Annotated in this window: 15 protein-coding genes; 12 read left to right on the top strand and 3 right to left on the bottom strand. The window is 74.4% G+C overall.

The genetic code is table 11. The annotated features are described in order from the left end of the window. The first annotated feature begins 159 nt into the window (after nucleotides 1-159). The 3 genes from IE242_RS01945 to IE242_RS01935 all read left to right on the top strand — a co-directional run bounded on the left by IE242_RS01945 (nucleotide 160) and on the right by IE242_RS01935 (nucleotide 2,047). The gene (locus tag IE242_RS01945; protein WP_189854627.1) at nucleotides 160-1,125 is read left to right on the top strand and encodes a zinc-binding dehydrogenase; all 966 of its coding nucleotides are present in this window, start codon (nucleotides 160-162) and stop codon (nucleotides 1,123-1,125) included. Between the two features lie 149 nt (nucleotides 1,126-1,274). Continuing rightward, nucleotides 1,275-1,484 (top strand): helix-turn-helix domain-containing protein, encoded by a 210-nt coding sequence (locus IE242_RS01940; protein ID WP_189854625.1) that lies wholly within the window; start codon nucleotides 1,275-1,277, stop codon nucleotides 1,482-1,484. Further along, nucleotides 1,484-2,047, top strand: coding sequence for a Clp protease N-terminal domain-containing protein (locus IE242_RS01935; protein WP_189854623.1), 564 nt, complete (start codon nucleotides 1,484-1,486; stop codon nucleotides 2,045-2,047). Before IE242_RS01940 ends, IE242_RS01935 begins: the two co-directional genes overlap by 1 nt. A gap of 25 nt (nucleotides 2,048-2,072) precedes the next feature. On the opposite strand, the gene IE242_RS01930 is transcribed toward IE242_RS01935, so the two are convergent. Both IE242_RS01930 and IE242_RS01925 read right to left on the bottom strand, forming a co-directional pair. Further along, nucleotides 2,073-3,149 (bottom strand): PadR family transcriptional regulator, encoded by a 1,077-nt coding sequence (locus IE242_RS01930; RefSeq protein WP_189854621.1) that lies wholly within the window; start codon nucleotides 3,147-3,149, stop codon nucleotides 2,073-2,075. 1 nt (nucleotide 3,150) lies between these two features. Further along, a complete protein-coding gene (locus IE242_RS01925; protein ID WP_189856299.1) occupies nucleotides 3,151-4,050 on the bottom strand; it encodes a DUF4097 family beta strand repeat-containing protein in 900 nt (299 codons plus the stop codon). A gap of 184 nt (nucleotides 4,051-4,234) precedes the next feature. Here IE242_RS01925 and IE242_RS01920 point away from each other — a divergent pair, with 184 nt between their 5' ends. Further along, a complete protein-coding gene (locus IE242_RS01920) occupies nucleotides 4,235-5,089 on the top strand; it encodes a hypothetical protein (RefSeq protein WP_189854619.1) in 855 nt (284 codons plus the stop codon). An 81-nt stretch (nucleotides 5,090-5,170) separates the two neighbouring features. Here IE242_RS01920 and IE242_RS01915 read toward each other — a convergent pair whose 3' ends face one another. Then, entirely contained in the window at nucleotides 5,171-5,350 is a 180-nt protein-coding gene (locus IE242_RS01915) for a DUF6104 family protein (RefSeq protein ID WP_003992906.1), read from the bottom strand. 222 nt (nucleotides 5,351-5,572) lie between these two features. Between IE242_RS01915 and IE242_RS39030 the strand changes: the two genes are divergently transcribed. From IE242_RS39030 to fxsT, 8 genes are all read left to right on the top strand, one after another. Then, nucleotides 5,573-6,319: a CU044_2847 family protein gene (locus IE242_RS39030; RefSeq protein ID WP_229858034.1), complete on the top strand. Its 747-nt coding sequence runs from the start codon at nucleotides 5,573-5,575 to the stop codon at nucleotides 6,317-6,319. After that, complete coding sequence (locus IE242_RS01905; RefSeq protein ID WP_229858032.1) at nucleotides 6,316-8,700, top strand: VMAP-C domain-containing protein; 2,385 nt, start codon at nucleotides 6,316-6,318, stop codon at nucleotides 8,698-8,700. The genes IE242_RS39030 and IE242_RS01905 overlap by 4 nt, the downstream gene beginning before the upstream one ends. A gap of 111 nt (nucleotides 8,701-8,811) precedes the next feature. Beyond that, a complete protein-coding gene (locus tag IE242_RS01900) occupies nucleotides 8,812-9,837 on the top strand; it encodes an AAA family ATPase (protein WP_189854617.1) in 1,026 nt (341 codons plus the stop codon). 7 nt (nucleotides 9,838-9,844) lie between these two features. Further along, a complete protein-coding gene (locus IE242_RS01895) occupies nucleotides 9,845-13,483 on the top strand; it encodes an SAV_2336 N-terminal domain-related protein (protein ID WP_229858030.1) in 3,639 nt (1,212 codons plus the stop codon). An 8-nt stretch (nucleotides 13,484-13,491) separates the two neighbouring features. Then, a complete protein-coding gene (gene fxsA / locus IE242_RS01890; RefSeq protein ID WP_229858028.1) occupies nucleotides 13,492-13,791 on the top strand; it encodes an FxSxx-COOH cyclophane-containing RiPP peptide in 300 nt (99 codons plus the stop codon). A gap of 146 nt (nucleotides 13,792-13,937) precedes the next feature. Then, nucleotides 13,938-15,224, top strand: coding sequence for an FxsB family cyclophane-forming radical SAM/SPASM peptide maturase (locus IE242_RS01885; protein ID WP_189854615.1), 1,287 nt, complete (start codon nucleotides 13,938-13,940; stop codon nucleotides 15,222-15,224). Continuing rightward, a complete protein-coding gene (locus tag IE242_RS01880) occupies nucleotides 15,224-16,885 on the top strand; it encodes an aKG-HExxH-type peptide beta-hydroxylase (protein ID WP_189854613.1) in 1,662 nt (553 codons plus the stop codon). The genes IE242_RS01885 and IE242_RS01880 overlap by 1 nt, the downstream gene beginning before the upstream one ends. 133 nt (nucleotides 16,886-17,018) lie before the next feature. Beyond that, the gene (gene fxsT / locus IE242_RS01875; RefSeq protein WP_189854611.1) at nucleotides 17,019-20,030 is read left to right on the top strand and encodes an FxSxx-COOH system tetratricopeptide repeat protein; all 3,012 of its coding nucleotides are present in this window, start codon (nucleotides 17,019-17,021) and stop codon (nucleotides 20,028-20,030) included. Nucleotides 20,031-20,104 lie beyond the last annotated feature (74 nt).

Here is a 20,104-nt window from a genome sequence, read left to right as displayed (position 1 = left end):
GGCCGGTGTCGTCCCCTTCCGGTGCGTGTCGCGCCTCGGGTGTGTGTTGCGTCCTGGGCCCGGTGTCGGGCGCGGCCGGTGTGCGGCTTTCGGGAGCGGGACGCGTGTCACAGCGGCGTGTGGTTCCCCCGGGTGGGGGCAAGTCCTATGGTCGGGGCCATGTTCGCTGCCTACGCTGCTCGTATCGACCGTGACGAACCCCTGCGGGGGCTGGAGTTGGGGGAGCGTCCGGCTCCCGTGGGACGGCCCGGCTGGACGACCGTGAGGGTGAGGGCGGCGTCGCTCAATCACCATGATCTGTGGTCGCTGAAGGGCGTCGGGCTCGGTGAGGACAAGCTGCCGATGATCCTCGGGTGCGACGCGGCGGGCGTCGACGAGGACGGCAACGAGGTCGTGCTGCACTCGGTGATCGGGCAGAGCGGTCACGGGGTCGGGTTCGACGAGCCCCGGTCCATCCTGACCGAGCGGTACCAGGGGACGTTCGCCGAGCTGGTGTCCGTACCCCGGTGGAACGTGCTGCCGAAGCCGGCGGAGCTGTCGTTCGAGGAGGCCGCCTGTCTGCCCACTGCCTGGCTGACGGCGTACCGCATGCTGTTCACGAACGCGGGGGTGCGGCCGGGGGACTCGGTTCTGGTGCAGGGCGCGGGGGGTGGTGTCGCCACGGCCGCGATCGTGCTGGGGAAGGCCGCGGGGCTGCGGGTCTTCGCGACCAGCCGGGACGAGTCCAAGCGCAAGCGGGCGGTGGAGCTGGGGGCCGTGGAGGCGCTGGAGCCGGGGGCGCGGCTGCCGCAGCGGGTCGATGCCGTGCTGGAGACGGTGGGCGCCGCCACCTGGTCCCACTCCGTGAAGTCGCTGCGGCCCGGGGGCACCCTCGTCATCTCCGGTGCCACCAGCGGTGACCGGCCCTCCCATGCCGAGCTGACCCGGATCTTCTTCCTGGAGCTGAGGGTGGTGGGGTCCACGATGGGCACGAAGGACGAGCTGGAGGATCTGCTCTCCTTCTGCTCGGCCACGGGAGTGCGGCCTGTCATCGACGAGGTGCTGCCGCTGGACCGGGCCCGTGAGGGCTTCGAGCGGCTGGCGGCCGGTGATCTCTTCGGGAAGATCGTGCTGACCACTTCCTGAGGCATTTCGGCGGGACGGGACCGCCGTGTACGAAATCGCCGTGCGGCGGGCTCGGAGCTGGTCGGCTCCGAGCCCGCCGTTCGTGCGTGCGCGGCCATGAGTGTCAACTTGGGTTGACGGGAGCGGGTGTGTCAACCTAAGTTGACATCATGTCCGAAGCAAGGGATCTCGCCGAGCGCGCGGGTGACCGCGATCCGCGGGTCGGGCTGCGGGCCGTCGCCGCTCTGCGGCGGCTGCTGGAGCAGCTGGAGGCGGTACAGGTGCGCAGCGCGCGCAATCAGGGCTGGTCGTGGCAGGAGATCGCCGCCGAACTGGGTGTCAGCAGGCAGGCCGTGCACAAGAAGTACGGGAGGCAGTGATGTTCGAACGGTTCACGAAGGACGCCCGCGACGTGGTGCGGGGCGCCGCCGTCCACAGCGAACGCTCCGGCTCGCAGAGCGTCGGCGCCGAGCACATCCTTCTCGCGCTGCTCGACGGTGAGACCGGCCGCGCATCCTTGGCGCTGGCCGCTCTGGGGCTCGCCGAGCGCGGGGAGTCGGTACGGCGGGCGTTGGAGGCGGCGCATCGGCGTGCGGGCCTGACCCGGGCGGAGGCCGATGCCCTTGCCGGGCTGGGCATCGACGTCTCCGCGATCGTTTCCCGGGTCGAGGAGGTGCACGGCGTCGGGGCGTTGTCCGGTGACCGTGGGGACAAGGGCTGGTGGTCGGGTCGGCGCAGCTTCAGCCGGGGGGCGAAGGACGTCCTCGAAAGGGCACTGCGAGCCGCCCTGGCCCGCCGTGACCGCCATGTCGGTGACGAACACATCCTCCTCGCTCTGACCGTCCTGCCCGGCGTGCCCGCCGAGATCCTCGCCGACCACGGCGTGACGTACGAGTCGGTGACGCGGGTGCTGAACGGTCAGGGGGAGTCGCAGGCGGGCTGAAACTCACCCGCGCTCCTCCCGGCTCTCACCCCTTCGGGGCGCGCAGTATCGCGCCGATGTGGGCCGCCGCCGCCGAGAGATGGCGGCGGGTGTCGTGCAGTTGCGTCTCCGTGACGCCGTGGTCGCGGGCCGCGTCGCGGATGTCGTCACGGAAGCGGTCCAGCAGGCGGTCCAGGTCCCGCGCGGGGTCGCCCGTGGAGGCCTCGTGGACCCAGGCGGGTTCGTACGCGCCGGGGAAGTCCTCCGGGGTGGTGGTGTACTCGGGCCCATCCGCTTCGGGGCGGCGCGCGGACGGGTGGCCGTCCTTGCCGGTGCCGGACGACGGGGCGGTGTGCCCGAAGCCGAAGTCCTTGCCGAACTCGCCGAACTCCTTGGTCAGTTCGGCGAGGCCCTCTCGTATCCCGGTCGGCCAGTCGCCCTGCGTGAAATGGTGCTGGACCTGTTCCTGGACGCGCTTGGCGATGCGCTGCAGCTCCTCCTGGGCCTGGCTGTGGGCGCGCTCCTGGGCCTCCTGGGCCTGGCGCCGGGCGCGTTGGGCCTCCTCGCGGGCCCGCCGGCTCTCGTCCTTCGCGCGCCGGGCCTGCTCCTTCCACTCCTGCCTGACGCGCCGGAGCTCCTCCTTCGCGGCGCGCCAGGCCTCCCTGTCGGGGTGGTCGTGGTCCGTGCCGGAGTCGTCCGGTGAGCCGTGCTCTCCGGTGCCGCCGCGGGAGCTCCGCCGGGCTTCCGAGACGGCCGCGCGCATCTCGCGGCGCACATCGCCCGCCGCGCCCCGTACATCGGCGCGGATCTCCGCGGCCAGCTCGGCCACCGACTCGCGGATCTCCAGCTCCAGGTCGGCCAGCTCGCCCCTGCGGTCGGCCAGCTCCGCACGGCCCGCGTCCGTGATGGCGTACACCTTCCGGCCGCCCTCGGTGCTGTGCCTGACAAGCCCCTCGGTCTCCAGTTTGGCCAGGCGCGGGTAGACGGTGCCCGCCGACGGCGCGTACAGGCCCTGGAAGCGCTCTTCCAGGAGGCGGATCACCTCGTAACCGTGACGCGGGGCCTCGTCCAGCAGCTTCAGCAGATAGAGGCGGAGGCGTCCGTGGGCGAAGACGGGGGGCATGTCAGAGCACCTTCTTGTCGGTCGGGGCTTCGGGCGCGGCGTCACCGGGCCGGGTGGGCGGGGTCTCCGGTGCCGCGTCCCACGGCTCGTCCTCCGCGGGCGGCCTGCGCAGGAGGGCGATCGAGCCGGAGACGGTCGTGGCCTTCAGGCGGCCCCTGCCGGCGCCCAGGCGGCCGGTGACCTTGTGGGCACCCCAGGAGCCGTGGACCCGGAGGTCGTCGAAGGCGTTGGAGATCGTGCCGCTCGCCGTGTTGGCCTCGACCTGGGCGTCCGCGGGGTGGGGGAGCCGGATGGCGATCTCGCCGGAGACGCTCGTGAGGCCGATGTCCGTCGGGTGGCCCGATGGGTCGAGGTCGAGGACGATCGCACCGCTCACCGACTCGGCCTTCACGGTCGGGCAGGCCCCTTCGATGACGGTCAGATCACCGGAGACGGAGCTCAGCCGCAGGTCGCCGGTGACGGCCTGGACCTCCACATTGCCCGCGGCCGTCGTCGCGCGGACCGGGCCGGTCAGGCCCATCAGGGTCGTGTCACCGGAGATGCCCTTGATCTCCGTGTGCCCGTCGGTCCCGGAGACGACGGCGGTGGCGCCGATCACGCCCAGCTCGACGCGGGTACGGGCCGGGACGGCCAGCGAGACCACCGCACTGCGGCGCCAGCCCTTGCGGTCGAGCCACTTCAGGAAGCCCTTCCAGGGGAGGTCGTCGTACGCCACGGTCAGCGTGCCGTCCTCGTGCGTCACCGTCAGCGGTGGGCCCTCCAGGTGGGACACCTCCAGGCGGGCGGAACCCTCGTCGGTACCCACCACATTCACCGTTCCATTGACGATGCGCACACGGAGTGTCGTCACGGGGTCGTCGAACGTGAACTTCCGCGGCTCGGTGACGGACCACTCGGACATGGTGCTGACCTCCTCGGTGGGGCAGGACGGCGAGGCGACGGGAAGCCCGCGGCCCATGTCGCCGACGCGACGCGTCATATCGCGTTCTGCGCTATTCACGATATATCTCGGTCGCGGGAAGTCAAGACACTCGTTCGGCGATCTCGCGGGGAGGGATGCGGCCGAATCGGCCTAGCGTGGGGTCATGGTTACGGAAGGCCCGCTGGGAAGTACGCGTGCACAGGGCGGCCCCGCCCCAGGGGCGCTCCTGCTCTGCCGGGCGGCGGTCGGCTCCGCCGTCCTCGCGGCGCGACTGCTCCGCGAGGAGGTGCTGCTCACCTCGGCCGGTCCCGAGTGGACCGTGCTCGTCCCGGAGGGCAGGCCCTGGTCGTACGGTGACGAACCCGTCGACCGCGTCGTCAGCGGCTGGGCCGAGGCCCTCTTCGCCGGAGCCCCCTCGCCCGTGCTCGCGCTGTGGTGGGACGCCGGCCGCTGCGGCTGCGTCCTCGCCTCGGGCCTCCGCCGTACCGTGGGCTACGGGTGGCTGGCGGACGGCACACCGGTCGGCGAGGACGGGACGATGGAGACCTTCGCCGCCCGCCTGGGTCTCGATCCGGTTCTCGACGTGCAGTCCTTGGAGTCCCTCACGAGATCCGACTCCGAGGCCGACGGCCGGACCCGTGTCCTGGGGCTGCTCGCCGTCCTCACGCGCGCGGGAGTCTCCCTTCCCGCCGGACTCGCCCCCGGCGAACCGGCCGGCCGCCTCCGCGAGGCCGTCCTCGCCCGATCCGACGTCCGGCAGATCGAGTGGCCGGACCGGCAGGGGGCGGTCCGTGCCGAACCGGGCGACGTCGAGCGGACCCGGCCGGGTCCCTGGCCACCCACGACGGGAGGCCCGCAGGCGCGAGCGCTGGCCGCCGCCCAGCTCGCGGCCGGTCTGCCGCTCACGGCCTGGGGCGTACGCCGCGGGAGCGCCGGCTGGACCGTCGCGGGGGCCCTGCTGCTCGCCCACGGTGCGCTCGGCCTGGCGTACGACCGGACGCGCGGCGCCGTGGACTGAGGGTGCCGCCTACTGGCCGGGTGCTGCCTGCTGGCCGGGTGTCGCCCACCGGCCGGGTGCCGCCCACTCGGCCGGTGCCGTCTACTCGTCGTCCTCGTCGTCCAGCCGTGCCAGCCAGGTCGCCAGGCGCTCCACCGGTACCTCGAAGTCGGGGTTCAGGTCGACGAACGTCCGCAGCTGCTCGGCGAGCCACTCGAAGGTGACCTCTTCCTCGCCGCGCCGCTTCTCCAGTTCCTCGATGCCGCGGTCGGTGAAGTACATGGGTGGTGCTCCGTCGGTCGGTGAAGGGTGGGGATCCTCCCGTGAGGGAAGAACTCTTCCCGCACGGGACGGGAAGAAGGGGCGTGGACCTCCCGTGGGAAAGGCCAAGGAAAAGGATAGGCCGCACGGCGGGGCACCCGAGTGGCCCCGTGCGGCGGCCGCCGCGCCGCCGGTCCGCGGGACGGGTCCGCGGGTCGCGGGAGCGCAGGAACGGGGGAGGCCATGGGGGACGAAGAGACGCGTATCGCGCGGATACTGATGCCGGACGGAACGCCGGTGTGGGCCCGGATCTCGGGCGCCGGGGAGCTGGCCGTGCCGCCCGGGGAGCTGTCGTACACGGATGTCGGCTTCGCCGACCGGGTGGAGGCGCACGTCGAGAGCCTCCAGTCGGTCGTCACCAGCGTCGCGCGCTCACTGGCCGTGCCGCTGCGCGCGGTACGGCCGGACGAGGTCAGCGTCGAGTTCGGGATCGAGCTGACGGCGAGGGCGGGCAAGGTCGTCGGACTGCTCGCCGACGGCGAGGCCAAGGGCGGCATCAAGGTCACGCTGACCTGGAACGGCGGTCCGGACGGTGGTCCGCCGGACCCCGCCGGCGGTGATGGCGCGCCCTCGGGCGCGGGGACGCCCTCGAGCGGTGACAGCTCTCCGGATGCCGCGCGCACGGGCATGTCGCCCGGGGGCGACGGTGTGTCTCCGGGCGCGGGGCCTTCGAGGGGGACCGGGTCTCCGGGCGTGGCGCGTTCGAGGGGGCCCGCATCTTCGGGCGCGGTGCCTGAGCCCATACCCGCGCGCCCGCCCGCGCCCATGCCGCTCAGCGGCCCCGGCGGCCCCGGCGGCCCCGGTGGACCCAGCGGCCCCGGCCACTCCGGCGCCGACCGTCCGCGTCCGGGCACGGTGCACGGGGGTGCGTCGCCCGGCGCGTCGGCGCACGACGGGGTCGGTGACCCGGCCGCCGGGAGCGCGGCATGACGGAGGGGCACGCCCGGGGCGCAACGGAGGGATTCGACGGAGCCCACCGTGCGCTGCGTGAACTCGTCATGGCCGCGACCGTGCGCATCCATGGCGCGGAGGCGGGGTATGCCGTCGAGGACCCGGGCACATTTCTCGGCAGTGGCTTCTTCATCGCGCCGAACTGGGTTCTGACCTGCGCACACGTACCACGGTCCGGCACAGGAGGGGAGGTCACCGTGGTCTACGAGAGCGGGCCGGGCCGCGGTACGTCCGCCGTTCCCGGCCAGGTGGCGGCCACCCTCCCGGAGCACGCGGGACCCGACACCCGGGGCAACTGGCCGGCGCCGGACCTCGCCCTCGTGCAGCTCCGCGAGCCCGTCGACCACGACTGCGTGTACGTCTCCGAACGGCCGGCCGCGTACTACGGCGAGGGCAAGGTGCTCTACGCCGGATGGACCGTGCTGGGCGGCGGGCTGCAGTTCCTGGACGGGCCCCTGTCGGTGCAGGGCAGCCTCGGCGGGTGGTCCGCCGGTGTGCAGCTGCGCCTGGGACACAACGACCTGCCTCCCGGGGTCTCCGGCGGCCCGGTGATCGATCCCGAGCGAGGTGAGGTCATCGGCGTCCTGAAGTCCCGCTCGGACCGGGGCGACGGGGGCACCTCCACGGGAGTCGAGCAGCTGCGCACGCTGACGGTGCCGCGGGACGCGGTGCGCGCCGAGCACGACGACCTCTACCAGGCGGTCTTCCACGCCCACGACCGCTACCACCGGGACCGTCAGCGCCACCCCGACTCGGTCCGCCCCACCTGGGCCGACGTACAGGGGCAGCTCGGCGCGCGCCCCGGGCGCTCACTGAGTCCCGACGAGCGGGTCCAGCTCCTCGGACGGCTCGCGGACCTTCCGCCCCCGGCCAGCACGCGGGGCCTGCTCGACATCCTGGAGTCGCTGCCCGAACAGCACGCCCCGGCGCCCCTCCCGGCACCGCGCGGCTGGCGCGACGGGCTGGGCGCCCTGTACGAGAGCGCGCGCGGGCACGGCGGCGCGCTGGAACTCGTCCTGGACTACGCGACGGAGGTGCTGTTCGCCGAAGCGCCCTTCGACACGCCCGGTACGTACGCCGCGGAGCACGCGCTGTGGGGGTGGATGCGGCAGACCGCGGAGGGCCTCGGCCCCGGATACCGCCGACGCCTCGCGCGGCGACGGTACGAGTGGGACCGGCTGCGGCAGCGGCGCCCGTCGGCCGGGGCACCGGACCGTCACCGTCCGGGCGGCCCCGGATCGGCCGTACCCGTGTCCGGATGGATGCCCGAGGGCCTCATGACCGGCATCGGGTACCGCTCGGGGAGCCCGAGCCCGAGCCCGAGCCCGAGCCCGAGCCCGAGCCCGAGCCCGAGCCCCGGCCCGAGCCCGGGACGGACGCCTCACGACCAGACGGCAGGGCACCCGGAAGGGCACCCGGAGGCGCACCCAGGAGGGCAGCCGGGAGCGCACCCGGAGGCGCACCAGGCAGCGCACCCCGACGCGCACCCCGCAGCGCCCCCGGACGGCACGCCCCGTCCGTGCGCCCTGCTCGAGGTCGTCCAGCGCGGCTGGGAACCCGACCGCTGCGACTGGCGGATCTCCGTGGCCCGCCCGGACGGCGACGTGGAGCGTCTCGACGAGGCCGAGCGGGCACCGCTGGACGAACTGCCCGGCCTCCTCACCACCCCGCTCGCGGAGGCGTTCCGCCGCTGTGACGTGCCCGGACACCCCGCCGTGCTGCAGGTCGCGCTGCCCCACACGCTGCTCGGACTGGACGTGGACGCCTGGCAGCCGGGGCCCGGTGAGCCGCCGATCGGCTCGTACCGACCCGTCGTCGTGCGCTGCGCGGACCGCGAGCAACTGCCGGAGGAGGACGGATCCGGCTTCCCCGGCGGCGGCCGTCCGTGGGCCGGGACCGGGCACGACGAGCGCGAGCAGCGCTGGCGCTGGGTGCACGCGCACGGCCCGAAGGCGGAAGTGCTGGACTGCGACGAGGGGCTGCGGATACCCGTACCGCCCGTGGACCGGCTGCGCGGACTGCACCCCGGTGCCGTCCCGGTGCTGTGCCGCTACGGCGACCAGCGCTTCGAGGACGACGTCGCGGCCCTCGCCCGGATCGTGCACGGCGGCTTCGGCGTGGCCCTGTGGCGGCGCTGGCGGGGCGGGCGCGACACGGTGTGCGGCGAGTTCCACAGGAGAGCGGGTGACACGGTGGCGGGCGCGGGGGGCGCGGACCGGCTTCCGGAGCTGGTGCGCGCCCTGCGCGCGGGGGTGCGCGCGGGGAGGACGGACATGTACTGGGCCGACGGCATCGCCCTGTTCTACGACGATCCGGAGCTGCCCCTGCCGGGTACGGGCGACCTGCTGGAGGCTCCGTGAACCGGCCGGACCGCGCGGCTCTCCGCGTACTTACCAGGCCCTCCGAGGGTCGATACGGTGATGCACGTTCGACGGCTGCCCTGGCGGACGAGTGACGACGAGGACCGGACCATGACCGAATCCAGCGAGTGGCTCATCTACCGAGGCGCCGGGGAACCCCACGACGGCATCGACCGGCTCCCCGCGCCCCCGCCCTGGCGGGACTTCACCGGCCGGGAGCGCGGCGGACCCGGCACGGACGGCTCCGAGGACCGCAGGCTGGGCGCCTACCGGCACCTCGCGGAGCTGCACCGGCCGGGCGCCGAGGAACTGGAAATGATCAACGCGGCGCTCTATCTGCGCCGCCCGCTCCTGGTCACCGGCGGACCCGGCACCGGCAAGAGCACGCTGGCCCACTCCGTCGCGTACGAGCTGGGTCTGGGCAACGTCCTGCGCTGGTCCATCGTCAGCCGCTCCACGCTGCAGGACGGGCTCTACCACTACGACGCCATCGCCCGGCTCCAGGACGTGCAGATCGCCGCGCAGGGAGGGTTCGGATCCGCGGCCGGCAGCCCCGGTGCCGTCGAGGGCATCGGCAGCTACATCCGGCTCGGGCCCCTCGGCACCGCGCTGCTGCCCTCCGACACACCGCGCGTGCTGCTCATCGACGAGCTGGACAAGAGCGACATCGACCTGCCCAACGACCTGCTGAACGTGCTGGAGGAGGGCGAGTTCCCGATCCCCGAACTGGAGCGGATCGCCGACCGGCTGCCCGACGGCGAGGCCGAGGTGCTCACCGCCGACGGCACCAAGGTCCGGGTCCGCGACGGCCGGGTGCGCTGCCGCGCCTTCCCCTTCGTGGTCCTCACCAGCAACGGCGAACGCGACTTCCCCGCCCCGCTGATGCGCCGCTGCATCCATCTGGAGCTCGGCCGGCCCGACCACAAACGGCTCGCCACCTTCGTACGCGCCCACCTCGGCGACGAGGCCGCGCGCGCGGGCGACGATCTGATCACCCACTTCCTCGAGCGCTCCCGCAGCGAACTGCTCGCCGCCGACCAGCTGCTGAACGCGATCCACCTCACGGCCGCGGCCGCACCGACCAGCCGCGACCGCCTCGCCGATCTGCTCATCCAGCGACTGGACCGCCCGAGGTGACGCGCTGATGCCCGGCGCAGCGGCGCGCCACGGTCCGGGCGGCGAGGACGGAGCACCGGGCACGGGCCCCGGCGCCCGGCGCCCCGTGCCGCCCGGGAACGCCCACGACCCGGTCACCGACGACATCAGCCACCGGAGCACCGGCGACGTCACCGGCCGGAGCACCGACCCGATCGCCGAACTCGTCGTCCGGCTGCGGGAGATCGGGCTCGACCCCGGCGCCGAGGAGCTCTGCGACGCCCTGTGGCTCGCCCGCTGGGCGCGGCCCGCGGGCGGTGCCGAAGAACCGTTCCGGCCGACCCGTCCCGGCGTACGGCCGAGCGATGTCGGACGGCAGGCACCGATTCCCGCGGCGCCCGGCACCGCACCGGCCCCCGCCCCGCCCGTACGGCCGGAACCCCAGCCGTACGAGGAGGGGGAGGACCGGCGTGTGGCCCTGTACGCGGTGCCTCAGCACGGCACGCCGCGGGTCGGCGGACCGGGCCGGGCGACGGTGCTGCCGGTCGGGGTGCCCGCGGCGCCCGCCTTCCCCGCGCCGCTGGAACTCCAGCGCGCCCTGCGGCCGTTGCAGGGGTACCGGAGCGCGGCGCCGCCCCTGCGGTCGGTGCTCGACGAGACCGCGACAGCCGAGCTGAGCGCGCAGGCGGGCGGGCTGATCATGCCGGTGCACCGCGCCGTGACCCGGGCCGACGCCCGGCTCCAGCTGGTCATGGACGCCTCGTCGTCGATGCGCGTGTGGGACCGGATGTTCGTCGAACTGGAGCAGGTCTTCGCCCGGTTGGGCGCCTTCTGGGACATTCAGGTCAGCCATCTCCACCAGGGCCCGGACGGCGCGCCGGCCGTCAGCCGCAGCCCGGAGGCGCAGGTGGCGCCGCTGCACTCCGCGGACCGGCTGAGCGACCCCACCGGACGCCGGATCACCCTCCTCGTCAGCGACTGCGCGGGCCCCCTCTGGCACAGCGGCCGGGCCCACCGGCTGCTCCACCAGCTGGCCCGGCAGGCCCCCGCCGCCGTCCTCCAGCCGCTGCCGCAGCGCATGTGGAACCGCACCCGGCTGCCGGTCGTGTACGGCGAGCTGACCCGCGGCGAGGCGCTGGGCGGAGCGGCCTCGCTCCGGGTCCGCCCGGCGGCCGGGGGGACGTCCGACGCCCGTACGGGAGCGCTCCCCGTGCCCGTGCTGCCGCCCGAGCCGGTGGCGCTCGGATCCTGGGCGCGGCTGCTGTCCGGAGCCGGCGCTGGCCCTGTGTCCGGCGCGGTCGGCTGGGTGCGCGCGGACCAGCCGCCCGCCCCGGCGGCCCGCCCCGGGCCCCGCCCGTCCGCGCCGGCACTCGTCAGCCGGTTCCGCCGCACCGCCTCCCCGGCCGCGGGCCGCCTGGCCGTCTATCTGGCGGCGGCCCCGCTGTGCCTGCCGGTGATGCAGCTGGTGCAGCGGACCATGCTGCCCGGCTCCGGGCCGTCCGAGCTCGCCGAGGTGCTGCTCAGCGGACTGCTCACGCGCGCGGGCGAGGACCACGGGACGGACGGCGGCCAGTGGTACGAGTTCGCGCCCGGCGTGCAGGAGGCGCTGCTCTCGCCGCTCGGCCGGGACGAGGCCATGCTCGTGCTCAAGCACTGCTCGGAGTACATCGAGCAGCGCTTCGGCAAGGGCGGGCCCAACTTCCCGGCCCTCGCCCTCGCCCAGCTCGGCGACAGCGGCTCGGGGCGCCCGTACACGCCGGGGACCGGGCTGCCCGGCGGAGCGGAGGACGAGCTCCCCGGCGGGGACGGGACCTCCATGGACAGCGGCGGCACCGCCGCCGACGAGGTCACCGGCTTCAACGCGATGAACGGCATGAACGGCATGAACGCCATGGCCGGGATCGGTGGCGGCCCCGCTCCCGTCCCGCAGCCGTTCGCCGAGGTGGCCGCGCGGGTGCTGGAGCGGTTCATGCCGCTGCCGGAGCACCTCGCGCTGTACGGCAGCCGCGAACGCACGGACCCGGCCGAGGAGCGCCCGACGCACCCGGCGGTGACCCGCGCGCGTGACCTGGTCGCCCGGTTCGGCCACGAGGGCATGGTGCAGGACCTGATCGACGCGGTGCAGTTCCTGCGCGGGGCCACCGAGCATCTGCGGCCCGAACAGCGGGACGCGGAGCTGTGGGCCGAGTACGCCCACTGCCTGCTGCGGCTGTGGGAGGTGCAGGGCGGCGCCGAACTGCTGCGCGAGGCGGAGACGGCGGCCGAACGCGCGGTCGCGCACCCCGGCGCCGTGCGCGAACGGGCCGTTCTCGCGCGCGTGCTGCGCGCCGCCGCCACCGACCGCAGGCGCCACGGCGACCGCAGGGGCGCTCTCGACCTGCTGCGCCGTGCCGACCGGGAGTACGCCGTGGCCTGCGCCGCGCCCGACCTGGACGACGACGAGGCGCTGGGGCTCAGTCTGGAGCGGGTGTGCGCGCTGGAGACGCAGTGGCGCCTCGGCGGGGACAGCGCGCTGCTCCAGGGCGCCGTCGGCATGCTGGAGGCGTTCGCGGACGCCTGGCCCGACCAGGGCGGACGCCCGCCCGAACTGCCGCTCGCCCACGGCCGGGTCCTGCTGCGCCTGTCCGGCGCCACGGCCGACCCGGAACAGGCCCGGCTGTACGCGGAACAGGCCGCCCGGTCGCTGCGCACGGCGCTGGAGAGCCGCCCGGACGGCGTACCGGACGACGTACCGGGCCCGGCCGCCCCGACGACCGCGCCGGCCGCAGCGGGACCGGCCACCCCGACCGCTCCGGCGCAGGCACCGAGGGAACGCGTCCGCGTCCTCCTCGAACTGGCCGACGCGCTGCTGGGGGCCGGCGGCTCCCTGGACGAGGCCGCCGCCCGTGTCGAGGAGGGACTGTCCCTCACCCGCGAGCAGGGGCCGCGCGCCTCGCTGCTGGTACGCGCCGGGCGCGTCCACGTCGCGCGGTACGCCGAGTCGGGTGATCCGCGCGAACTGCGGGACGCCGCCGGCCGCTTCGAGGAGGCGGCCCACCGGATGCCCCGGGACGCCCCCGCCCACGCCGATGTGCTCGCCGAGTGGGGCGAGGTGCTGCTGCGCGCGGCGGCGCTGGAGACCGGGGCGCGGGCCCATGAGCCCCTGTCCCGGGCGATCCGTGTCCTGCGGGACTGCCGTACCGAGACACCGGCGGGCGGCTCCCGGCTCGCCCACCGGCTGCTGCTGCTCGGGCGGGCGCTGATGCTGCGGTACCGCGCGCGGGGCGACCGCGTGGACCTGCGCGAGGCCGAGTACCTCTTCGGCCTCGCGGCGGCCGACGCCGACGACCCGCTGCTCGCCGCGCGCTGCTGGCTGGAGCTCGGCCAGGCGCACTTCGAGGCGTACTTGAGCCTCGGCCGGCCCGCGCGCCTGGACGAGGCGGTCGACGCGTTCCGCCACGCCGCCGAGTCGGCCCGGGAGGCGGAGGAGACGGCCGAGACCGACCGCCGCCGCCAGGAGGCCGTGGAACTGGGTGCTCAGGCCCACCACTGGCGGGGTATGTCCTACGAGGCGGCCGCCCGTCCGCGCGCCGCCCGCGAGGCCTACCGGTCCGCCCGGGCGGAGTGGTCCCGGCTGCCGGACGGCACCGTGGGCACGGGCGAGCCCACGGCGCGGCAGACGGCACAGCGGCTGGCGGAACTGGAGTGAACGGCGGCATGCGACGGGGTGCCGAGGAGGACGAGGAGAGAGGGCGGCTGATGGACGTGGCGGACGGGGCGCCGGGGCCCGGGGAAGCGGAACAGACACCGAGACCGGAACAGCGACCGGTCACGCCGTCCTGCGACCGGGACATTCCCTCCACCCGGCCCGAGCAGCCGCTGCCGGACCTGCTGGAACTGGACCTGGCGGAACTGCGGACGGTGCAGCACCCGGTGCTGCGGGAGCTGATCGAGGAGCTGAGGGAGCGGGCGGCCCGGCCGAGCGAGGTGCTCTGGGGGTTCAACAACTCCCTGTGAGAATCCCCGTTCCGGTCATCGGACGGCACACGGGACGGCACACGGGACGGCTCACTTCCGGCCGGAGACATGGTCGAATCGGTCAGCGCGGAAGTCCGGTGTTTGCCGGTCCCCGATCAGGGAATGGCCCGGACGGGCAAGTCGCCATGGCATATACGCGGGCCGTACAGCATGGGGGTTCCGGAGTGTCGGGAAGCACCGCACCCCGTCCACCGCGCACGGCCGCGGGCGCCGCCCGGTCCGCGCACCCCGTGCCCTTCCGGCAGTTCATCGTGAAAGTCCACGGCCGCTGCAACCTCGCCTGCCGCTACTGCTACCTCTACGAGGGCCCCGACCACTCCTGGCGCACCCGCCCCACCGCCGCGCCGCCCGCCGTCCTGGACCGCACCGCGACCCGCATCGCCGAGCACGCGCGCGTGCACGGCCTCATGGCACTCTCCCTGGTCCTGCACGGCGGCGAACCCCTGCTCACGGGCGCGGACACGCTCGCCCGCTTCACCGGTCTCGTACGCGACCGGGTGCCGTCCGGCTGCACGGTGCACGCCACCGTGCAGACCAACGCCACCCTGCTCACAGAGGCGCGCCTCGCCACACTGGCCCGGCACGGCATCACCGTCGGCATCAGCCTCGACGGCGGTCTGCCCGCCCACAACGCCCGCCGCGTCGACCACGCCGGGCGTCCCTCCTGGCCCGCCGCCGTGCGCGGCGCACGGCTGCTGGCCGACCGCTTCCCCGCCGCGTACGCCGGCATCCTCACGGTCGTCGACCCGGCGCTGGACCCGCTCCAGACGTACGGCTCCCTGCTCGCCCTGCGCCCTCCCGCGCTCGACCTGCTGCTGCCGCACGGGAACTGGTCAGCCCCTCCGCCGCACCTGGACGCCCCGGACGGCACTCCCTACGGGGACTGGCTGTGCGCAGTCTTCGACCGGTGGTGGGGGGCCGGGCGCCGGGTGACACGGGTCCGGCTGTTCGAGGAGTGCGTCGCGCTGCTGCTGGGCCTGCCGGCGGCCACGGAGTCACTGGGACTCGCGCCGTTCGACGCGGTGGTCGTGGAGACGGACGGGTCCATCGAGCAGGTGGACTCCCTCAAGTCCTGCTACGAGGGAGCGGCCGAGACGGGTCTCGACGTGTTCCGGCACGGCTTCGACGAGGCGCTGTCCCACCCGGGCGTGGCGGCACGGCAGGCGGGCGCGGCGGCCCTGTCCGCCACCTGCCGGGCGTGCCCCCTGCTGCACGTGTGCGGCGGCGGCCACTACGCCCACCGTTACCGGGCCGGCCACGGCTTCGTCCATCCGTCCGTGTACTGCGCGGATCTGCAGCGCTTCATCCGGCATGTGGCGGGACGGCTGGTGGAGGGCACGGCACCGGGCGCGCGGGTCACCGGCACTCCGCACACCGAGCCGCCCGCCGTCCGTGAAGGGGGAACCCAGTGATGTTGCCGGTGGTACCGGACCGGGCCCTCGCCGAACTCGGCCGTACCGGGGGCGGCCCCGACACGCTCGCGCTGCTGGTCCGCGACCAGGACACCCGGCGTCTGCTGATGCTGCGCGCGGTGCTGGACGCTGCGGAGGGCGCCGACGCGCGGGTGTGCTCCGCGGCCGCGCGCCGCAGGCTGCGGGAGGACTGGGCGCTGCTGGAGGCGGCGGACCGGGTGGGCCCGCCCGGGCCCGGTGCACGGGCCACGGGACGAGCGGCGACGGAAGGGGCCGAGCCCGGACACCGGGAACCGCCGGACCCCGGCCCCGGCCACGCCGGCCGGCCGCCGGTGAACGTGACGCCGGCGATGCCCGCCGGGAACTCCGGAGCGGCCGCCTTCCTCCCGACCTCCGGGGCTCCGGGCGCGGCCGACCCGCTCCCCGCCGCCGGGCCTCCCGGCGCGGCCGCATCCCTCTCGCCCGCCCGGGCCCGCTTGCTGCACCCCCTGGTGGGCGCCTGGGCGAGGCACTGTCTGCGGGGGCTGGACGCCGGGGCGGAGCCGCGCGCCGAGTCGCAGCGCCGCGCACTGGCCGACGACCTCGCCCACTTCAGCGCGCTCGCCGCCGCGGCCGCCGCCCGCGCCGGTCTCTCCTTCGCCGTACGGCTGACCGCCCCCGCCGGAGTACTCACCCTGCCCTCGCTCGGCGCGCTGCGCATGGCGGACGCGGGGAGCGGGCACTCCGAGGACGTCCGGGTCGACGTGGCACACCGAGGGGGCCGGCTGACGCTGCGTCGCCCCGGGGCCGCCGATGTCGTCCTGCACCTGGAGGCGGGCATCGGCGCGTGGTCCTCCTCGCCCGGCTGGACGCCCGCCTACGCGCTGACCGGACTGCTGCCCGGGGCCCCGCCCATGCCGCTGGACGACCTCGACCCGTACCGCACCGTGCCCGGCGAGCCGGACCGGCACGGGCCGAGCGGGCCGGTGACGCTGAACGACGCGGAGCGCAAACGGTGGGTGCAGACCTGGGCCGGGACGGCCGCAGCGCTCCGGCCCGGCGGTGAGCACCGCGTCACGGAGGCGCTGATCCTGCTGCGCTGCCTCGTTCCCCTGTCCGTGCCGCCCGGCGCCGCGCCCGGCAGCCGCGGCACGGGCAGTTGCAGCGCCACGCGGCGCGAGGCCTTCGGCGCCCTGCTCAGCAGTACGCCGCAGAGCCCCACGATGTTCGCCGCCACCCTCGTCCACGAACTGCACCACACCAAGCTGTCCGCGCTGACGGACATGGTGACGCTGCACCACGCCGACGGGGCGCGGAAGTACTTCGCCCCCTGGCGCCCCGACCCACGCCCGTACGACGGTCTGCTGCAGGGCACCTACTCGCATCTGGCGCTCGCGGACTTCTTCCAGCGCCGCGCCCTCACCGCCCGGCGCCCTTCCCACCGGGAGACCGCGTGGGCCGTGCACGCGCGGTACCGGGAACAGGTCGGGGCGGCGCTGCCGGCGCTCGTCGCGTCGCCGGACCTCACGGCGCGGGGGCGCCTGTTCGTCGACGAGATGATCGCCGTGTACGAACAGCAGAACGAACATCCCGCGCCCCGTGGCCATGCCGCCCGGGCGCGGGCCTACGTCGAGGCGGCACGCGCCCTGTGGGCCGCCCGGATGGCGCGACCGGCGGAGTGATGTCTGTTGCCGATCCGGGTGAAGATCGTTGCGCTTGCGGAAGAACGAACCGCGGCCGCGAGCGACGGGTGTCCCGTCGTGCCTATCGCTGTGCGTGCCCAGGTTCTACACTCACGCGCGGGGAGGCCGCCGCATGTCTGTAGTCCGTACACCGGTCGGGTCAGCCGAGAGGGGGGCCGCGCGGCAGACCGTCACGATCAGCTACGCCGGCTTCAACCGGGCCTGGGCGGCCTGGATGGGGGACCGGCTGGAGCGGCGCGGCCTGCGCGTCGTCCTCCTGCGGTGGGACTCCCCGGCGGACACCCCTCTCGTGGATCTGCTGCGCGATCTCAAACTCGCGGAGGGCCGGGTCCTCATCGTCGTCAGCGAGTGGTACTTCCAGCTGGGGCCGCGTACGCACGAGGAGTGGAACGCGGCGCTGCGCGAGGTCGTCGCGCCCGACCCGGCGCGGTTCGCGGCCGTCTCCGTCACCACGGCGTCGATCCCCACCGCCGCGGCGGTGCTCGCACCGGCGAACCTCACCAACATGGGTGCCGAGGAGGCGGAGCGGCGGCTGCTGGACCGGCTGGACCTGCCGGCCGATCCGCTGCCCGACTCCGCGGACGGTCTTCGCCGCGGCCCGCGGTTCCCGGCGGCCATGCCCGAGGTGTGGGGCGGTGTGCCGCGTCGCAACACCCGCTTCACCGGCCGTGAGGCGCTGCTGAACGAGGCGTACCACCTGCTGCAGGGCGCGGAGCCGGGTGCGGGTGTGCTCACGCTGTACGGGATGTCGGGGGTGGGCAAGACGCAGCTGGCGGCGGAGTACGCCTACCGGTTCGGGTCCGAGTACGACGTGGTGTGGTGGGTGAACGCCGAGAAGCGGGTGACCTACCGGCGGGTGCTCGCCGAGCTGGCGCCGAAGCTGGGGCTCAGTACGGGTGCCGAGTACGGGGAGCGGCTGCGCGCGGTGCGGGACGCGCTCAGGCGGGGCGATCCGTATGCGCGCTGGCTGCTGATCCTGGACGGCGCCGATGAACCGGAGCAGCTGTGGGACCTGGTGCCGGCCGGTCCCGGCCATGTGCTGATCACCTCCCGCAACCCCGAGTGGGGCGAGCACAACAGCCGGCTGCTGGACGTCCGCCCCTACAACCGCCAGGAGTCCGTGGCCTTCATCCGCCGGCGCGCGCCGCGGCTGACGGAGCCCGAGGCGGACCAGCTGGCGGAGGCGCTGGAGGACCTGCCGCTGCTGCTGGACCAGACGGCGGGCTGGCTCAACGACTCCGACATGTCGGTGGAGGCGTACATCGACCTGCTGGAGGGCGGTGTCGACCAGGACGTGGTCAAGGTCTCCGCGGACTTCCCGCTCGCCTTCCAGACCGCCTGGTCGATACTGCTCAACAAGCTCCGCGAGACCGTCCCGGAGTCCGTGGCCCTGCTGCGGCTGTGCACCTTCTTCGCGCCCGGCTCCATCCCCGTGCGACTGCTCAAGGAGATGCCGCTCGACGAACTGCCGGAGCAGATCGCCGGGCTGCTCAACGACCCGCTGCTGTGGAACAGGGCGATCAACCAGCTGCGCCAGTACTCCGTGGTACGGCTGGAGTCCCACGAGGCGGCCATCGACGAGGGGGTCCCCTCCGGGGAGTCGATCTACCTGCACCGCATGGTCCACCAGATCGTGGGCAAGGACATGCCGCCGGAGGACCGCCGGGAGTTCATCGACGTGGTGCGGCGGGCCCTCGCGGCCGCCGACCCGGGCCGCGCGACCGACTCCCGCCTGTGGGACCAGTACGCCGAGATCGTGCCGCATCTGAAGTACGCGGACGTCCTGTACAGCACGGACCGCTCCGTGCAGCGGCTGGTCCTGAACTGCCTGCGGTACATGTGGTTCACCGGCGAGTACAGCTCGGGGATCAAGCTCGGTGAGCGCGCCCTCGCGGCCTGGCGGCAGCTGTTCGGTGAGGACCACCCCCGGGTCTGGGAGCTGACCTACCACTACGCCAACCTGCTGCGCTCCGGCGGGCACTACCGGCGCACCGAGGCCATCGAACGCGCCGCCGTCGAGCGCCTGCGGCGGGAACGCGGCGAGCAGGACCTGGACCATCTGCGGATGGCCAGCGGCCTCGCCGCCGACCTCTGGGGGCTCGGCCGGTACGAGGAGGCCCTGGAGCTGACCGAGCGGCTGTACACCGTCTACCAGGATCTCCTCGGCGAACAGGACTCGCGCACTCTCAACGCCCTCAACAACCTCGGCTTCTCCCTGCGTCTGCTCGGCCGCTACGAGGAGACCCTCGACATCGACCGGCGCACGATGGAGGCGCGCCGCCAGCTGCTGAAGGGCCGCCATCCCTGGACGCTCTTCTCCGAGACCTCCTACGCGATCGACCTGCGGCTGCTGGGCCGCTACGCCGAGGCGGAGTCCGTCCAGGCGAAGAGCGTGCGCGACCACCGGCTCGTCATGGGCCCCGACAACCCGCAGACCCTGCGCGCCGAACACAACCTGGCGCTGTGCCAGTACCGCAGCGGAGCCCGGGACGCGGCCGGCCGGCTCTTCGCCCGCGTCCTGGAGCGCTACGAACGCAAGCTGGGCGAGACGAACGCGCACACCCTGGCCGCCGCCGTCAGCCAGAGCTGCTACGCCCGTGAGCACGGCGACATCGACCAGGCCCGCGAGGCCGGCGAGTCCGTCGTCGCCCGGTACGAGATGATGCTCGCCGAAGGCCACCCGTTCCTCGCCGGGGCCCGCGGCAACCACGCGCTGGTCCTGCGGAACGTCGGGGAACGGGACCACGCGCACGCCCTGATCGAGCAGTCGCTCGCCGACATGACGGCCGCGGTGGGCGAGCGCCACCCGTGGACCCTGGGCTGCGCCGTCAACGCCTCCGCCCTGCGCAACCTCGTGGGTGATCCGGAGTCCGCCGCCGAACTGAGCCGGGCCACCGTCGCGAGGGCCGTCGAGACCCTCGGGCGCACCCATCCGCTGACCCTGTCGGCCCGTGTCGCGTACGCCGCCGACCTCCGGGCGCTGCGGGAGCGCCGGCAGGCCGAGAAGACCGAACAGGAGGCCCTGTCGGACCTCGAGGCGACCCTCGGCGACCAGCACGTCCACACCATCTCGGCACGGGCCCGCAACCGCCCGTTCTGGGACTTCGAACCGCAGGCGAGCTGACGGCCGCACGCCGCGGGAATCGGTACGCCGCGGGAATCGCGGTACGCCGAAGACTCGCGTACGCCGAAGGCTCG

Origin of the sequence: Streptomyces poonensis (assembly GCF_014650915.1) — a bacterium.
Classification (GTDB): domain Bacteria; phylum Actinomycetota; class Actinomycetes; order Streptomycetales; family Streptomycetaceae; genus Streptomyces; species Streptomyces poonensis.
The sequence above is the reverse complement of the archived record's forward strand: the minus strand, read 5'-3'. Positions and strand labels throughout refer to the sequence as shown.

Bases quoted from the DNA above. Each gene is read 5' to 3' on its own strand.
- IE242_RS01935 (WP_189854623.1), top strand. From the start codon at position 1,484: ATGTTCGAACGGTTCACGAAGGACGCCCGCGACGTGGTGCGGGGCGCC.
- IE242_RS01925 (WP_189856299.1), bottom strand. From the start codon at position 4,050: ATGTCCGAGTGGTCCGTCACCGAGCCGCGGAAGTTCACGTTCGACGAC.
- IE242_RS01945 (WP_189854627.1), top strand. From the start codon at position 160: ATGTTCGCTGCCTACGCTGCTCGTATCGACCGTGACGAACCCCTGCGG.
- IE242_RS39030 (WP_229858034.1), top strand. From the start codon at position 5,573: ATGGGGGACGAAGAGACGCGTATCGCGCGGATACTGATGCCGGACGGA.
- IE242_RS01885 (WP_189854615.1), top strand. From the start codon at position 13,938: ATGGCATATACGCGGGCCGTACAGCATGGGGGTTCCGGAGTGTCGGGA.
- fxsA (WP_229858028.1), top strand. From the start codon at position 13,492: ATGCGACGGGGTGCCGAGGAGGACGAGGAGAGAGGGCGGCTGATGGAC.
- IE242_RS01905 (WP_229858032.1), top strand. From the start codon at position 6,316: ATGACGGAGGGGCACGCCCGGGGCGCAACGGAGGGATTCGACGGAGCC.
- IE242_RS01895 (WP_229858030.1), top strand. From the start codon at position 9,845: ATGCCCGGCGCAGCGGCGCGCCACGGTCCGGGCGGCGAGGACGGAGCA.
- fxsT (WP_189854611.1), top strand. From the start codon at position 17,019: ATGTCTGTAGTCCGTACACCGGTCGGGTCAGCCGAGAGGGGGGCCGCG.
- IE242_RS01940 (WP_189854625.1), top strand. From the start codon at position 1,275: ATGTCCGAAGCAAGGGATCTCGCCGAGCGCGCGGGTGACCGCGATCCG.
- IE242_RS01900 (WP_189854617.1), top strand. From the start codon at position 8,812: ATGACCGAATCCAGCGAGTGGCTCATCTACCGAGGCGCCGGGGAACCC.
- IE242_RS01915 (WP_003992906.1), bottom strand. From the start codon at position 5,350: ATGTACTTCACCGACCGCGGCATCGAGGAACTGGAGAAGCGGCGCGGC.
- IE242_RS01930 (WP_189854621.1), bottom strand. From the start codon at position 3,149: ATGCCCCCCGTCTTCGCCCACGGACGCCTCCGCCTCTATCTGCTGAAG.
- IE242_RS01920 (WP_189854619.1), top strand. From the start codon at position 4,235: ATGGTTACGGAAGGCCCGCTGGGAAGTACGCGTGCACAGGGCGGCCCC.
- IE242_RS01880 (WP_189854613.1), top strand. From the start codon at position 15,224: ATGTTGCCGGTGGTACCGGACCGGGCCCTCGCCGAACTCGGCCGTACC.